Here is a 13,561-nt window from a genome sequence, read left to right as displayed (position 1 = left end):
CGTCCGGAGGGCCTTCTCCGCGTCCGGAGCGTCCCGGGGGTCAGCGGAACAGCGAGGCAGAGTAGTCCTCGGCCTGCGCGTACTGCTGACCGGCGGCGTCGAGGGCCTGCCCGATGGCGGCGAGCGCCTGCTCCACGTGCGCGGACGCACCCCGCCACTGCTCCGTGGCGTTCTGACACGCGAGCGCCGCGGTGCCCGTCCACGAGGACTGCAGGCCGGTGAGCTGGCCCATCAGCGTGGCCACCTCGGTCTGGATGCGCTCGGTCGTGCCGCGCACGGCGGCCGTGGTGCGGAACACCGCTTCGGTGTCGACCGTGAAGACGGACATGTCTGTTCCTTTCGTCGAGGGATCTGTGTCCTCGACGGTAGGGATCCGCAGATGCGCGGAGGCGCCGCACGACGCAACCCGTGCAGATCCGCTCGTCCAGGGAGGCTGTGCGGGGAGAACGACGACGGGCGCCCAGCGGCCCTACGGTTCCCGCGGCCTCAGCGTGAAAGGTCGAGCGGCTCGATCGGCTGCGTGTCCTGGAGGAGGTGCTCCGGTGTCGAGCGGGACGGGGCGAGCGGCAGCGACACCGTGAACGTGGCGCCGCCCCCGGGGGTCTCGGTGACGTGCACCGAGCCGTGGAAGGCCCGCACGATCGAGGCGACGATCGCGAGTCCGAGACCGGCACCGCCCGTGTCCCTGGTGCGCGACGAGTCAGCGCGCCAGAACCGCTGGAAGATCTGGTCCCTGATCTGCTCGGGAACGCCCTCGCCGTGATCGACGATCGAGAACCAGCCCACCCCGCGGTTCCGGTCGGCGCCGACGACGACCTCGATGGGGGAGTCTGCGGGGGAGAAGCGGCGCGCATTGCCGAGCAGGTTCGCGATCACCTGGCGGACCTTGTTCTCCTCGCCGAGCACGATCGGAGGCGTCGAGACGGGGACGACGACCGCCTCGGAGAAGTCGATCGTGGGGACCGCGGGCTCCTCGCGGGGACGGCGGCGCAGGATCGCGGGGATGCGACCACGGACGGCGGCGGGGCGGGAAACGGGGTTCGAGGTCGTGATCGGCTCGGCGGACGCCTGAGGGGCGGGGCCAGGGGCCGGCGACGCCTCGGCCGTCAGGTCGACGACGGAGACGGGGCGCTGCGGCGCCGCCGCGCGCAAGTCGAGCGCGGCGTCCTGGGCGAGCGGACGCAGGTCGAGCGGCTCGATCGTCAGCTCGCGCTGCTCGTCCAGGCGTGCGAGCGCGAGCAGATCCTCGACGAGGACGCCCATCCTCAGGGCCTCCTTCTCGATCCGGTCCATGGCCCGCGCGGTGTCCTCGTCGCCCTTGATCGCGCCCATCCGGTAGAGCTCCGCATAGCCGCGGACGCTCACCAGAGGGGTGCGCAGCTCGTGGCTCGCGTCGCCGATGAACCGCCGCATCTGCTGCACGGTGCGGTCGCGCTGCGCCAGGGAGGCGTCCACCCGATCGAGCATCGTGTTGATCGCGCCGTTGAGCCTGCCCACCTCGGTGGTCGGCTCGAGGTCGGTGAGGCGCTGGCTGAAGTCCCCCGCGGCGATCGCCATCGCCGTGGACTCCACCCGGCCGAGACGCCGGAACGTGAGAGTGACGAGCCCGCGGGTGAGCAGCGCCGCGACCACGATCGTGACGAGCGCCACGGTGATGAAGACGCCGAAGAACGTCGCGATGATGCGGTCAACCTCGGTGAGGGACAGCGCGACGACCTGCGTGTAGGTGATGTTCGTCTTGGGATCCTCGCGGACCGCGACGGCGGCACGGAACTCGGACCCGTCAGGGCCGCTGAACACCTTCGCCTCGGTGCGCTCGGCGTCGACGGTCGCCTGAGCGAGGGGGTAGCTGTGCGGGAAGTCGGGCTTGGCCGCCTTCTCGCCGCCTCCTCCGGAGAACATCAAGCGCCCGTCCGTGCTGTAGATCGCGACGAAGTAGTCGGACAGACGCAGGGTCTCGTCCTTCAGCGTCACCGTGAAGCCGTCGGAGGCCGGGGTGATCGTGGCGAGGTCGCTCGTGACGAGGGTCGGCAGCTGCGACTCGACGTTGTTGATGAGGAGGTTGCGCAGGATCGGCATGGTGCCGATACCGGTGACGATCAGTCCCAGCGCGAGCACGCCGACGGTGACGCCGGTGACCTTGGCCCGAAGGCTGATCCGGCGCCACCAGCGCGTGATCGCGTCAGGCTTGCTGGCCATCCCCTACGCGGACTTCCCCACCTTGAGCATGTAGCCGAAGCCGCGCTTGGTCTGGATGACCGGCTCCTCGGTGTGCGGGTCGATCTTGCGGCGGAGATAGGAGATGTAGCTCTCCACGATGCCGGCGTCTCCGTTGAAGTCGTACTCCCACACGTGGTCGAGGATCTGCGCCTTCGACAGCACGCGGTTCGGGTTGAGCATGAGGTAGCGCAACAGCTTGAACTCGGTGGGGCTGAGTTCGATCGGGCTCGAGCCGACGAACACGTCGTGCGTGTCCTGATCCATGGACAGCTCGCCGGCGCGGATGACGGATTCCTCGTCCGCCTGCATCGTGCGACGCAGGATCGCCTGGGCGCGGGCGACGATCTCGTCGAGCGCGAACGGCTTGGTGACGTAGTCGTCGCCCCCGGCGTTCAGGCCCTCGATCTTGTCCTCGGTGTCGTCCTTGGCCGTCAGGAACAGGATCGGGGCCGTGAAACCGGCCCCGCGCAGTCGCTTGGTGACGCTGAAGCCGTTCATGTCGGGCAGCATGACGTCGAGGATGATGAGGTCGGGCTCCTCCTCCAGCACCGCGGAAATCGTGGCTGCCCCGTTGGCGACGGTCTTCACCGAGAACCCGGCGAAGCTCAGGCCCGTGGAGAGGACGTCGCGGATGTTGGGTTCGTCGTCGACGACCAGGATGCGCGCTTCAGTCATGCCCCCATTATGGTGACCCGATCCGTGTTCGGGCTGATTGCGTGCGATTCCCCTGGATATGCGGGGGAGGCAGGGGCAGAGTTGTGCCATGAAGATCGACATCATCGAGCACGAGGGTCCGTACCGCGTCGGCGTCATCATCGGGAGTCTGTCGCGCGAATCCATCAACCGGCGTCTCGCGAACGCGCTGACGCATCTGGCTCCGGACGGGTTCGAGTTCTTCGAGATCGACTACGCGGACCTGCCGCTCTACAACCGCGACTTCGACGCGGACTATCCGCCGGTCGCTCTGGAGTTCAAGGCTTCGGTCGCCGAGGCGGATGCTCTTCTCTTCGTGACACCGGAATACAATCGCTCGCTGCCCGGTCCGCTGAAGAACGCGATCGACTGGGGGAGTCGGCCCTGGGGGCAGAACGTCTGGGCGCATAAGCCGACGGGCGTGATCGGCGCGTCGATGGGCGCGATCGGCACGGCGGTGGGGCAGCAGTCCCTTCGGGCGACGCTGGGCTTCCTGAACGCGCGGCAGATGACCTCTCCCGAGGCCTACATCCACTACTCCCCGGGGCTGATCGACGACGACGGACGTGTCACGACGCCGGGCGTGGAGGAGTTCCTGCGCCACTTCATGCAGGCGTTCGCGGAGTACACCGCGCGCGTGCTGACGGTCATCCCGCAGACCTGAGCGCGGCGCTCAGGCAGCTTCGAGCTCGTCGGCGTCCATGATCGTGTAGCTGTATCCCTGCTCCGCGAGGAAGCGCTGCCGGTTCTGCGCGTAGTCCTGATCGACCGTGTCGCGGGCGACGAGGGTGTAGAAGCTGGCGGTGTGTCCCGACTGCTTGGGCCGCAGCAGCCGTCCGAGCCGCTGCGCCTCCTCCTGGCGGGAGCCGAAGGATCCGGAGACCTGGATCGCGACCGAGGCCTCGGGGAGGTCGATCGAGAAGTTCGCGACCTTCGACACGACGAGCAGCTCGATCTCGCCCTCGCGGAACTGCCGGTACAGCTCCTCGCGTTCGTCGACCGGCGTCGCCCCGGTGATCGACGGGGCATTCAGCGCCTCGGAGAGCTCCTCGAGCTGGTCCAGGTACTGCCCGATCACCAGGATCCGCTCACCCGGGTGCTTCGCGATCAGCTCGCGGACGGCGGTGATCTTGGCGGGGGCGGACGCGGCGAGGCGGTAGCGCTCGTCGTCGGTCGCGGCCGCATACTCCAGACGCTCGTCCGGCGGGAGGTCGACACGGACCTCATAACAGGCCGCAGGGGAGATGAAGCCCTGCGCCTCGATCTGCTTCCACGGCGCGTCGAAGCGCTTCGGCCCGATCAGGCTGAACACGTCGCCCTCCCGGCCGTCCTCGCGCACGAGCGTCGCGGTGAGGCCGATCCGACGCCGCGCCTGCAGGTCCGCGGTGAGCTTGAACACCGGTGCGGGCAGCAGGTGGACCTCGTCGTAGACCACGAGACCCCAGTCCATCTCGTCGAGCAGCGAGAGGTGCGCGTACTGGCCCTTCCGCTTCGCCGTGAGGATCTGGTACGTCGCGATCGTGACCGGCTTGACCTCCTTCACCTGACCGGAGTACTCGCCGATCTCCTCGGCCGTGAGGCTGGTGCGCTTGAGCAGCTCGTCCCGCCACTGCCGTGCGGACACCGCGTTGGTGACGAGGATGAGCGTCGTGGTCTTCGTCGCCGCCATGGCGCCGGCCCCGACGATCGTCTTCCCCGCGCCGCAGGGGAGCACGACGACGCCGGACCCGTCCTTCGCGTAGGCCTCGACGGCCTGACGCTGATACGGCCGCATCTCCCAGCCGTCCTCGGCGAGCGTGATCTCGTGCGGGGTCCCGGGCGTGTACCCGGCGAGGTCCTCCGCGGGCCAGCCGATCTTCAGCAGCTCCTGCTTGATCTGGCCTCGCGCCCAGGCGTCGACGACGTAGGTGTCCGGGGCGGGATGGCCGATGAGCAGCGGCTGGATCCTCTTGTTCCCGGCGACCTGCGTGAGCACGGCGGGGTCGGTGGAGCGCAGGATGAGCACGCCCTCGTCGTCGCGTTCGATCACGAGCCGTCCGTAGCGGTTCACGGTCTCGCGGATGTCCACTGAGACCGAGGGCGGCACGGGGAAGCGCGACCAGCGGTCCAGGGTGTCGAGCATGTCGTCGGCGGTGTGCCCCGCCGCCCGGGCGTTCCACAGCCCGAGCCGGGTGATCCGGTACGTGTGGATGTGCTCGGGGGCGCGCTCCAGCTCGGCGAAGATCGCGAGCTCGTGCCGGGCGCTCTCGGCGTCGGCGTGCGCGACCTCGAGCAGCACGGTGCGGTCGCTCTGGACGATCAGCGGGCCATCAGACATAGCGGAACAGTCTACCGGTCGCGGCGCGGGCGCGGGCCTTCCCGTCCTCCGAGCCGGATCACTCCGGGGAGGCCCCGACCGGACGCGTCGCACGGATCGAACGGATCGGGAGCGTGCGCTCGACATCCCCCGCGCGGTCGCGCCCCCGGAGGCGGCCGCCGCCGAAGCCGGTGACCTCGAGCACGAGCTCACGGGAGGAGCCGTCGGGCATCGCGACCTCCACGGCGATCACGGCCCGCTGCTTGGCCGCGTGCTCGAGCTCGCGCTCGAGCCATGCGGTCTCGGCATCGACGCCCCGGGCGTCGCGGAGGCGGGCGATGAGCGTCGCGTAGCTTTCGGTGGCGGGGCGCAGGACAGGAGCCGGATCGGCCAGGGTGCGCAACGGGCGCTCCACGCCGCCGTCGCGGTCCACGAGAGCGGCCGGGTAGTGCTCGTCGCTCAGGGCCCAGAACACGGTGTCCCGGTTCACCCGGGTGGTCAGGGAGTCCTCCTCGCGGACGAGTCCCAGGGGGCGCAGCGCCTGGTCGATGCCGATGGCCTGCAGCAGGTGCGGATCGTCGGCGCGGACGCGCGTCCGGCCCGAGTCGGCGTCGGTGGAGACACGGACCTGCCCGTGCCGCGCGGCGCTCTGCGCGAGCAGGTAGCGCAGCGGCTGGGGAACGCCGGTGAGGGAGATCCCTTCGAGGAACGCGGTGATCCCCTCGGCGGTCTCCCCGGCCGACAGCGCCCCGCTGAGCGTGTCGGCGGTGAACCGGTACGAGGAGGCCTGACTCGCGGACTCGCGGGCCGCCATGCCGCGTAGGCGCAGGTCGAGCGCGGGGAGGAGCGGACCCGGCGCGATCGCGGTGAGGTCGTTCTGCAGGAAGATGCGGTCGACCTCCGCCGGCACGAATCCGGCGAGCGCGGCCGGATCGGGACTCTCGCCGCGGCGTGCGGCGGTCGCCCAGGGCGTCTCCTCGCCCGTGTCGGCCACGAGCCCGAGGAGCCGGGCCTCGCGGAGGAGACCCTCGGCGCGCGCGGGCCAGGACGGATCCCAGGGGTGCTCGCCGGCCCAGCCGGCGATGGGGATCCATCCGCCGGCCTCGGTGCGCAGCGCCGCCGGCAGGGCGGCGCGGAAGCCCTCGACGAGCGCGGACCAGCGCCGCGGCCCGGGAAGGCGGAGCCAGGCGGCGCCCTCAGGCGAGAGACGCAGGGAGCGGTCGGTGGGACGCAGCAGGCCGGCGGCCGCGCCGAGCGTCAGCAGGTCGTCGAGCAGCGCGGCATCGTCCGGCAGCCCGCGCTCGATGAGCCTGCGACGCTCGGACAGGCCGACCGTGCCGCCCGCGAGCAGCGTGAGCGGCGTCTCCTCGGCGAGCAGGAGCGCATCCGCCAGGGTGGCCACCGAGGTGAAGGCGCGCTCGGCGGCGCGGGCAGAGACGTCCGCGTCGGCGGGCGCAGGCGCGGACGTCCCCGCGTCGTCCGACACGTCCTCTCTCGCGGCCACGGCGGTGGCGACCGGGGGCGGGACGGATCCGCTCGGCGAGAGCAGCGCCAGCGCCTCGAGGGACGCCGCGGGGTCGCCCGGATCCTCGCCGCGGGCCGCGCGCGAGAGCGCCGCCGCCTCGGCGCGCGTGAGCCGGGGCAGGATCCGACCCAACGACGCCGCGTCGAGCAGCCCCTCGGCGGCATCGAAGAAGTCGTCCCAGGGCACGTCGGGGCGGACCTCGCGACGGTCGAACAACTGAGCGAGATCGACGTCCGCGCGCGCTGACAGCGCCTCCGCGATCAGACGCGCGTGGGTGCTCATGGCACGACGGCTCTCGGCGTCAGGAGCGCCGAGCCGCGCGGCCTCTCCGCACGAAGCTCATCACGAGCAGGACGATGATCATGACGAAGGCGATCGGCAGACCCCAGAACGGGAAGACGCCCACGATCGGCCAGGCGCCGTGCGTGAAGTCCTGCTGCTTCATCCCGACGGCCGTGCCGATGATGATCACGAAGAAGCAGATCACGGAGACCGCGGCGAGAGCGAGTGCGCCGAACGTCAGGAAGCGGTCGATCGCGCGGATCGGAGGCTCGTCGGCGGGCGGCGGGGTGCTCATCCGTCCCAGCCTACCCGCTCCGGGGCCGGTAGGCTGGAGGGGTGCGGGGCATCCGCATCCAGCCAGAGCGGGTCCCCCGGATCCGCCCTCCCGACAAAGCAGCGAGGTTCTCCCATGCCCACCGGCAAGGTCAGGTTCTACGACGACGAGAAGGGGTTCGGCTTCATCACCACGGATGACGGCCAGGACGTCTTCCTGCACGCCACGTCCCTCCCCGCCGGCGCCTCGGTCAAGGCCGGGTCCCGCGTCGAGTTCGGCGTCGCCGACGGCAAGCGCGGGCTGCAGGCGCTCTCCGTGCGCGTCCTGGAGGCCCCGGCGAGCCTCGCGAAGGCGAAGCGCAAGCCCGCGGACGACATGGCCGTGATCGTCGAGGATCTGGTGAAGCTCCTCGACGGCATCGGCGGGGATCTGCGCCGAGGCCGCTACCCCTCCTCCAGCCACGGCCGCAAGATCGCGGCGGTGCTGCGCAACGTGGCCGAGGACTTCGATGCCTGAGGACGGCCCCGACGAGGCCGCCGCCGAGCAGACCGCGCAGATCGCGTCCGTCGAGGCCGCTCCCGTCGTGAGCGAGCGTCTTCTCGACGCGCGCGACCTGGCGCTCGCGGCGCTGCACGAGATCACGCCCGCGGCGACCGTGGGCCCGGCCGCCGGATATCTGCCCGAGGCGGACGGCGTCCTCTCGCTGCGGTTCGAGAACCGTCTCGCCGGCTATCCCGGCTGGTACTGGACCGTGACCGTCGCGCAGGTCGGCGACGAGGAGCCGACCGTGCTGGAGGCGGAGCTCCTCCCCGGGGCGGGGGCGTTGCGCGCGCCGGACTGGGTGCCGTGGGCCGAGCGCTTGGCGGAGTACCGTGCGCATCAGGCCGAGCTCGCCGCGGAGGCCGAACGCAGCGGATCCGCGGACCCCGCGGAGGACGAGGACGATCCGGTCCTCGACGGCGACGACGATACCGACGATCTCGACGACGAGGATGCCGAGGTCGACGAGGACGACGTGGCTCCGCGCCTGCATGCCGGGGACGTGGACGGTGTCGACATCGACGAGCTCGACGACTCCGTGGACGACGCGGACGAGTCCGACGAGGACGAGCCCTCCGAAGAAGAGGCCGACGAAGAGGAATGACACCCGCGCGGCAGGGCGATCTCGTGCCGCAGAACGTCGTGCCGCAGAACGCAGAGGGGCGCCGTCCGGCCGGACGGCGCCCCTCTGCGTTACGGGATCAGCTGTTCTCGAGCACGTAGTCGATCGAACGGATCAGCTGGCGCACATCCTCGGGCTCGATCGAGACGAACGTCGCGATCCGCAGCTGGTTGCGCCCGAGCTTGCGATACGGCTCGGTGTCGACGATGCCGTTCGCGCGGAGCGTCTTGGCGACGGCCGACGCGTCCACCGACTCGTCGAAGTCGATCGTCGCGACGACGGGCGAGCGGTCCGACGCGTCCGCGACGAACGGCGTCGCGACGGCGGAGGCCTCGGCCCAACGGTAGATCTCCTGCGAGGACTCGTCCGTGCGGGCGGCGGCCCACGCCAGGCCGCCGTTGCCGTTGATCCACGCCAGCTGCGAGTCGAGCAGGTGCAGCGTCGCGAGCGCGGGGGTGTTCAGCGTCTGCTCGAGGCGGGAGTTGTCGACCGCGTTCTTGAGGCTGAGGAACTCGGGGATGTAGCGGCCGGAGCCGGCGATCCGCTCGATCCGTTCGATCGCGGCGGGGGACACGGCGGCGAACCACAGTCCGCCGTCGGAGCCGAGGTTCTTCTGCGGGGCGAAGTAGTACACGTCGGTCTCCGCGATGTCCACGTCGATGCCGCCGGCGGCGCTCGTCGCGTCGACGACGGTGAGCGCGCCCTCGGCGCGAACGCGACGGACCGGCGAGACGACGCCGGTGGAGGTCTCGTTATGCGGCCACGCGTAGACGTCGACGCCGTCGACGACCTCCGCGGCGGCGCGGCTGCCCGGCTCGGCGGTGCGGACGTCCGGCGCCTGCAGCCACGGCGCGGCGGCCGCCTTGGCGAACTTCCCGCCGAACTCGCCGGACACGAGGTTCTGCGCGCGGTTCTCGATGAGCCCGAACGCCGCCGCGTCCCAGAACGCGGTCGAGCCGCCGTTGCCGAGGACGATCTCGTACCCCTCGGGAAGGCGGAAGAGGTCGGCGAGTCCCTCGCGAACGCTCCGCACGAGGTTCTTCACCGGTGCCTGGCGGTGCGAGGTGCCCAGCAGGCTCGTTCCGACCGCCGCCAGGGCGGAGACCTGTTCGGCACGGATCTTGGACGGACCGCAGCCGAAGCGGCCGTCGACGGGCAGAAGTTCGCGGGGAATCTCGATCGCCATGCCCCGATTCTAGAGTTCGGACGGCGGCGCCCCGGACCGCGTGACACCGCGTGACTCCCGCTTCCGCCGGGAGGGGGAGGGCGTCATGGATCGGCGCGATCCCGTGTCCCCGGCGGAAGGTAGGCTTGCCTAACAGAGCGTCGCGGCGCCGGACGAAGCAGGGGAATCGATGACCGATCTGATCGACACCACGGAGATGTACCTCCGCACCATCCTCGAACTCGAGGAGGAGAACATCGTGCCCCTGCGCGCACGCATCTCCGAGCGTCTCGGGCACTCAGGTCCGACGGTGTCGCAGACGGTCGGGCGAATGGAGCGCGACGGTCTCGTCGTCGTCTCCGAGGACCGCCACCTCGAGCTCACCGACGCCGGGCGCCGCAAGGCCGTCGACGTGATGCGCAAGCACCGTCTCGCGGAGCGGCTGCTCTCGGACGTGATCGGCCTCGACTGGGCCTACGTGCACGAGGAGGCCTGCCGCTGGGAGCACGTGATGAGCGAGCAGGTCGAGCGTCGCCTCGTCGAGCTCCTCGGCCACCCGACCGAGTCGCCCTACGGCAATCCGATCCCGGGTCTGGACCAGCTGGGGGGAGCACCGTCGCGCACGTTCGACGAGGGCGTGATCGGCCTCGTCGAGCACATGAACACCGTGGGGACCCCTGCCGAAGGAACTGTGCGCCGTCTCGCCGAGCCCGCGCAGGTGGATCCCGAGCTGCTCGAACAGCTCCGCGGAGCGGGCGTCGTGCCCGGTGCGCGGGGCCGGTTCCGCTTCAACGAGGGCTACGTGCTCATCGAGGTCGACGGTCAGGACGAGGGGCTGGAGCTCCCCGTCGAGCTGGCGTCCCACATCTTCCTCGTCGCCTGAGTGCGGTTCGGGGACCGCGGTACCGGTCACGACGGTGACAGCGGCGTGACTCTCCGGTAGCGTCGAGAAGGTCGTCGGCGCGGAAGGCCGGCGGCCTCCGCGGCGCTCGCCTCACCGATCCGTCGCCGCCGCGGGGAGTCCAGCGCCCGTTCCCGTGCGGGCCGTACCCGAACGACGGATGGCGCCGATGAGTGCGTCGAGGCCGCAGGAGGACGCCGTGCTCGCACCGCACTCGAAGGGCCGCACCGACGGCCCCCCGAGCATCCCGCCCGCAGCGACCCGTTCGGGCAGTCGTGGTTCGGGTCGGGCGGTCCGCTCCATCCGATCCGTTGCGATCCTCAGCGCGGTGGGCACGCTCGTCGCGGCGATCGCGCTGCCGGCGTTCGCCTCGGCGCGGGGAACGGCCGCACCCGCTCCGGCGACCGCGGAGCAGCTCGCCGCGGACAACGCGCAATCTCTCGTCGTCGCCTCGGAGGCGTCGGAGGTCAGCGCGGAACGGAGCACGTTCACGGCGACGACGCCGGACGAGATCCAGACGCGCAAGGCCGAAGCCGCCGCGGCCGCGCGCGCCGCGGAGGCGGCGAAGGCCGCCGCTTCTGCCGCCGCACGCCCGGCCAGCGCCCAGGCGCCGACCGGTTACGCGCTGGTGGCTCCCGGATCCGGCGCGGTCCGCTATCCGCTTCCCGCCGGGAGCTACACGGGCGGCGAGGGACCGGGTTCCGGCCGCGGCCACGAGGGCTGGGACATGCTCGCCCCGCAGGGCACCCCGATCTACGCCGCGATCGGCGGCACCGTCGTGGGCTCCGCCGAGAGCATCGGCGGCTACGGCGTCTGCATCATCATCATGAGCGAACTCAACGGCACCGCGGTGCAGACGCGCTACGGGCACATGGTCTACGGCAGCAGGATGGTCCAGGAGGGCGACACGGTCGTGCCGGGGCAGTTGATCGGTCAGGTCGGCAACACGGGCAACTCCTACGGGTCGCATCTGCACTTCGAGGTCCGCATCAGCGGGTCGGTGATGGATCCCGAGCCCTGGCTCATCGCGAACGCCGGCTGATCCGTCGTCGGCAGCACCCGGGGGATGCCCAGGTTCAGGGCGTGACAGGCACGTCACGATCGGGTAACGTCGAAACGTCGTCGTCGAGAAACCGTCGACGATCGCCGCAGCGGATGCCCTGCTCGTCACCGCCGCGGTCGCCTCGCGCAGGTCGTGCCCGAACGCCCTGCACCGAAAGACACCTGGACGAGCGGGCATCCGCCCGGCCCGGAGAACCCTGTGACTGCTGAACTCGAACCGACCGAGAAGAACGCACCCGTCCCCGCACGCACCGCCGCACCGCCCACCCGCTCGACCTGGGGAGCCGTCCGCTCCATCCGCTCGGCCGTGATCCTCGGCGTCGTCGGCATGCTGGTCGCCGCGATCGCTCTTCCCGCGTTCGCCAACGGCGCCCCCGTGACCGCGGCCAGTGCGAAGACCGCGCAGCAGCTCGCGGCGGGCAACGCGCAGTCGATCGTCGTGGCATCCGGCGTCGCGTCGACCGGGACCGGTGCCCGCGACTCGTTCACCGCCACCACGCCGCAGGAGATCCAGAAGAAGAAGGATGACGACGCGGCGGCGGCCGCCGCGGCCAAGGCCGCGTCCGAGGCGTCGTCGCAGGCGATGACCGCCTCCGTGCACGCCACGATGGCGACGATCGCCAAGCCCGGCCAGGTCATCTACCCGATGGTCGCCGGGTCCTACACCCTGACCGACGGCTTCGGTGCGGCGCGCAGCGGACGCAGCCACATGGGTCAGGACTTCGCGGCGCCCGTCGGCACGCCCATCTACGCGATCACCGACGGCTGCGTCGAGATCTCCCAGTCCAGCTACGGCGGCTACGGCGAGACCGTGCAGCTCTCGCACCCCGGACTCAGCGGGGGGAGCGCGATCTCCACGCTCTACGGTCACATGAGCTACCGGGCTGTCGGCGTCGGCCAGTGCGTGAGCGCAGGGCAGTACCTCGGAGAGGTCGGCGCGACCGGCTGGGTCTCCGGATCCTGCCTGCATTTCGAGGTGCTCGTGAACGGCACGGAGATCGACCCCCTCGCCTGGCTGCAGGCCAACGTGATCTGACGCGACGCGCCGCATCGTTCACCGGATGTTCGGCCCGTCGCCCTCCCCCGATGGGTTAGCCTGAGTCCGTCGTCGCAAGGGCGGAGGAACTCGATGGAGCGAATACCAGCCATCCGAACCACGGATGCACTCGGTCGCCTCGTTCTTCGGCATTGCCCGCAGGATGTGCACGGTCCGGCCGTGCGGGAAAGGCGCTGTCCCTAGGGGCAGCGCCTTTCGTCATCCCTGCGAGCCCACCGCCTGCGCACGGTCGAGAGAACCGGGAAGCCGTCCCGGTCGTATCGAAGGGATGCTGCATGCGTACTCTGGTGCTCAACGCGGGCTATGAGCCGCTCGCGATCGTGTCGTTCCGACGCGCGCTGGTGCTCGTGATGAACGAGAAGGCCTCGATCGTCGCCTGCGACGAGGGGGATCCGGTCTGGGCCACGAGCGGACGCTACGACCGCCCCGCAGTCATCGTGCTCAGCCGCTACGTACGGGTGCCGAGAACGCGCCACGCACCGGTCACCCGGCGGGGCGTGCTGCGCCGGGACGGCAATCGGTGCGGCTACTGCGGCAAGACCGCGTCCACGATCGACCACGTGATGCCCCGTTCGCGCGGCGGCAAGAACTCGTGGGAGAACCTCGTCGCGTGCTGCCTGCGGTGCAACAACCTCAAGAGCGATCGGACCCCGCAGGAGATGGGGTGGGAGCTGCGCCTCACTCCGGCGCCGCCGCGGGGGACGGGGTGGACCGTGCGCGGATCCGAGCGCAACGAACCCAGCTGGGAGCCGTACCTCGCGATGGCGGCGTGACGGGGCGCCGGATCGTTAGACTGGACGGGCGCCTTCGTAGCTCAGTCGGATAGAGCGGCCCTCTCCTAAAGGGCAGGTCGCAGGTTCGAATCCTGTCGAGGGCACGAGAACGGGAGGGTCGCCCAGCGGGCGGCCCTCCCGTTCTCTACAC

General features: G+C 70.8%; 14 protein-coding genes and 1 tRNA gene. 8 read left to right on the top strand and 7 right to left on the bottom strand.

What is annotated here, in order from left to right; all coding sequences use genetic code 11:
- Nucleotides 1–40: 40 nt before the first annotated feature.
- The 3 genes from Q0P88_RS11195 to Q0P88_RS11185 all read right to left on the bottom strand — a co-directional run bounded on the left by Q0P88_RS11195 (nucleotide 41) and on the right by Q0P88_RS11185 (nucleotide 2,895).
- Entirely contained in the window at nucleotides 41–328 is a 288-nt protein-coding gene (locus Q0P88_RS11195) for a WXG100 family type VII secretion target (RefSeq protein ID WP_295014131.1), read from the bottom strand.
- Between the two features lie 158 nt (nucleotides 329–486).
- The gene (locus Q0P88_RS11190) at nucleotides 487–2,199 is read right to left on the bottom strand and encodes a cell wall metabolism sensor histidine kinase WalK (RefSeq protein WP_295014129.1); all 1,713 of its coding nucleotides are present in this window, start codon (nucleotides 2,197–2,199) and stop codon (nucleotides 487–489) included.
- Nucleotides 2,200–2,202: 3 nt separating this feature from the next.
- Nucleotides 2,203–2,895 carry a response regulator transcription factor gene (locus Q0P88_RS11185; protein WP_045273479.1) on the bottom strand — a complete coding sequence of 231 codons (693 nt, stop codon included), beginning with the start codon at nucleotides 2,893–2,895 and terminating at the stop codon, nucleotides 2,203–2,205.
- A gap of 88 nt (nucleotides 2,896–2,983) precedes the next feature.
- On the opposite strand from Q0P88_RS11185, the gene Q0P88_RS11180 reads away from it, so the two are divergent.
- On the top strand, nucleotides 2,984–3,577 hold the full coding sequence (locus tag Q0P88_RS11180; protein WP_295014125.1) for an NADPH-dependent FMN reductase: 594 nt from the start codon (nucleotides 2,984–2,986) through the stop codon (nucleotides 3,575–3,577).
- 9 nt (nucleotides 3,578–3,586) lie between these two features.
- Here the strand turns inward: Q0P88_RS11180 and Q0P88_RS11175 are convergent, their stop codons facing one another.
- From Q0P88_RS11175 to Q0P88_RS11165, 3 genes are read right to left on the bottom strand one after another with little or no spacing between them, the layout of a single operon-like run.
- Nucleotides 3,587–5,230 (bottom strand): DNA repair helicase XPB, encoded by a 1,644-nt coding sequence (locus Q0P88_RS11175; protein WP_295014123.1) that lies wholly within the window; start codon nucleotides 5,228–5,230, stop codon nucleotides 3,587–3,589.
- Nucleotides 5,231–5,288: 58 nt separating this feature from the next.
- Nucleotides 5,289–7,016 (bottom strand): helicase-associated domain-containing protein, encoded by a 1,728-nt coding sequence (locus Q0P88_RS11170; protein ID WP_295014121.1) that lies wholly within the window; start codon nucleotides 7,014–7,016, stop codon nucleotides 5,289–5,291.
- Between the two features lie 19 nt (nucleotides 7,017–7,035).
- On the bottom strand, nucleotides 7,036–7,311 hold the full coding sequence (locus tag Q0P88_RS11165; RefSeq protein ID WP_295014119.1) for a multidrug ABC transporter ATPase: 276 nt from the start codon (nucleotides 7,309–7,311) through the stop codon (nucleotides 7,036–7,038).
- 114 nt (nucleotides 7,312–7,425) lie between these two features.
- Between Q0P88_RS11165 and Q0P88_RS11160 the strand changes: the two genes are divergently transcribed.
- The gene (locus tag Q0P88_RS11160) at nucleotides 7,426–7,806 is read left to right on the top strand and encodes a cold-shock protein (protein ID WP_295014117.1); all 381 of its coding nucleotides are present in this window, start codon (nucleotides 7,426–7,428) and stop codon (nucleotides 7,804–7,806) included.
- Nucleotides 7,799–8,434, top strand: coding sequence for a DUF3027 domain-containing protein (locus Q0P88_RS11155; RefSeq protein WP_295014116.1), 636 nt, complete (start codon nucleotides 7,799–7,801; stop codon nucleotides 8,432–8,434). The genes Q0P88_RS11160 and Q0P88_RS11155 overlap by 8 nt, the downstream gene beginning before the upstream one ends.
- A gap of 97 nt (nucleotides 8,435–8,531) precedes the next feature.
- Here Q0P88_RS11155 and serC read toward each other — a convergent pair whose 3' ends face one another.
- Nucleotides 8,532–9,638 carry a phosphoserine transaminase gene (gene serC, locus Q0P88_RS11150; RefSeq protein WP_295014114.1) on the bottom strand — a complete coding sequence of 369 codons (1,107 nt, stop codon included), beginning with the start codon at nucleotides 9,636–9,638 and terminating at the stop codon, nucleotides 8,532–8,534.
- A gap of 169 nt (nucleotides 9,639–9,807) precedes the next feature.
- Here serC and Q0P88_RS11145 point away from each other — a divergent pair, with 169 nt between their 5' ends.
- From Q0P88_RS11145 to Q0P88_RS11125, 5 genes are all read left to right on the top strand, one after another.
- Nucleotides 9,808–10,500 carry a metal-dependent transcriptional regulator gene (locus Q0P88_RS11145; RefSeq protein ID WP_295014112.1) on the top strand — a complete coding sequence of 231 codons (693 nt, stop codon included), beginning with the start codon at nucleotides 9,808–9,810 and terminating at the stop codon, nucleotides 10,498–10,500.
- Between the two features lie 187 nt (nucleotides 10,501–10,687).
- The gene (locus tag Q0P88_RS11140) at nucleotides 10,688–11,560 is read left to right on the top strand and encodes a M23 family metallopeptidase (RefSeq protein WP_295014110.1); all 873 of its coding nucleotides are present in this window, start codon (nucleotides 10,688–10,690) and stop codon (nucleotides 11,558–11,560) included.
- 219 nt (nucleotides 11,561–11,779) lie between these two features.
- Nucleotides 11,780–12,616: a M23 family metallopeptidase gene (locus tag Q0P88_RS11135; protein ID WP_295014108.1), complete on the top strand. Its 837-nt coding sequence runs from the start codon at nucleotides 11,780–11,782 to the stop codon at nucleotides 12,614–12,616.
- Between the two features lie 296 nt (nucleotides 12,617–12,912).
- The gene (locus tag Q0P88_RS11130; RefSeq protein ID WP_295014106.1) at nucleotides 12,913–13,410 is read left to right on the top strand and encodes an HNH endonuclease; all 498 of its coding nucleotides are present in this window, start codon (nucleotides 12,913–12,915) and stop codon (nucleotides 13,408–13,410) included.
- Nucleotides 13,411–13,440: 30 nt separating this feature from the next.
- A tRNA-Arg gene (locus tag Q0P88_RS11125) sits at nucleotides 13,441–13,514 on the top strand.
- Nucleotides 13,515–13,561: the final 47 nt, after the last annotated feature.

The sequence above is a fragment of the uncultured Microbacterium sp. genome (assembly GCF_945952435.1).
Lineage (GTDB): Bacteria > Actinomycetota > Actinomycetes > Actinomycetales > Microbacteriaceae > Microbacterium.
Note: the sequence above shows the minus strand (reverse complement) of the source record. Positions and strands in the feature narration are given on the sequence as shown.

Excerpts from the sequence above, each read along its gene's own strand:
- Q0P88_RS11130 (WP_295014106.1), top strand. The coding sequence starts at position 12,913 with ATGCGTACTCTGGTGCTCAACGCGGGCTATGAGCCGCTCGCGATCGTG.
- Q0P88_RS11190 (WP_295014129.1), bottom strand. The coding sequence starts at position 2,199 with ATGGCCAGCAAGCCTGACGCGATCACGCGCTGGTGGCGCCGGATCAGC.
- Q0P88_RS11175 (WP_295014123.1), bottom strand. The coding sequence starts at position 5,230 with ATGTCTGATGGCCCGCTGATCGTCCAGAGCGACCGCACCGTGCTGCTC.
- Q0P88_RS11160 (WP_295014117.1), top strand. The coding sequence starts at position 7,426 with ATGCCCACCGGCAAGGTCAGGTTCTACGACGACGAGAAGGGGTTCGGC.
- Q0P88_RS11170 (WP_295014121.1), bottom strand. The coding sequence starts at position 7,016 with ATGAGCACCCACGCGCGTCTGATCGCGGAGGCGCTGTCAGCGCGCGCG.
- Q0P88_RS11185 (WP_045273479.1), bottom strand. The coding sequence starts at position 2,895 with ATGACTGAAGCGCGCATCCTGGTCGTCGACGACGAACCCAACATCCGC.
- Q0P88_RS11155 (WP_295014116.1), top strand. The coding sequence starts at position 7,799 with ATGCCTGAGGACGGCCCCGACGAGGCCGCCGCCGAGCAGACCGCGCAG.
- serC (WP_295014114.1), bottom strand. The coding sequence starts at position 9,638 with ATGGCGATCGAGATTCCCCGCGAACTTCTGCCCGTCGACGGCCGCTTC.
- Q0P88_RS11180 (WP_295014125.1), top strand. The coding sequence starts at position 2,984 with ATGAAGATCGACATCATCGAGCACGAGGGTCCGTACCGCGTCGGCGTC.
- Q0P88_RS11165 (WP_295014119.1), bottom strand. The coding sequence starts at position 7,311 with ATGAGCACCCCGCCGCCCGCCGACGAGCCTCCGATCCGCGCGATCGAC.
- Q0P88_RS11145 (WP_295014112.1), top strand. The coding sequence starts at position 9,808 with ATGACCGATCTGATCGACACCACGGAGATGTACCTCCGCACCATCCTC.
- Q0P88_RS11195 (WP_295014131.1), bottom strand. The coding sequence starts at position 328 with ATGTCCGTCTTCACGGTCGACACCGAAGCGGTGTTCCGCACCACGGCC.
- Q0P88_RS11140 (WP_295014110.1), top strand. The coding sequence starts at position 10,688 with ATGAGTGCGTCGAGGCCGCAGGAGGACGCCGTGCTCGCACCGCACTCG.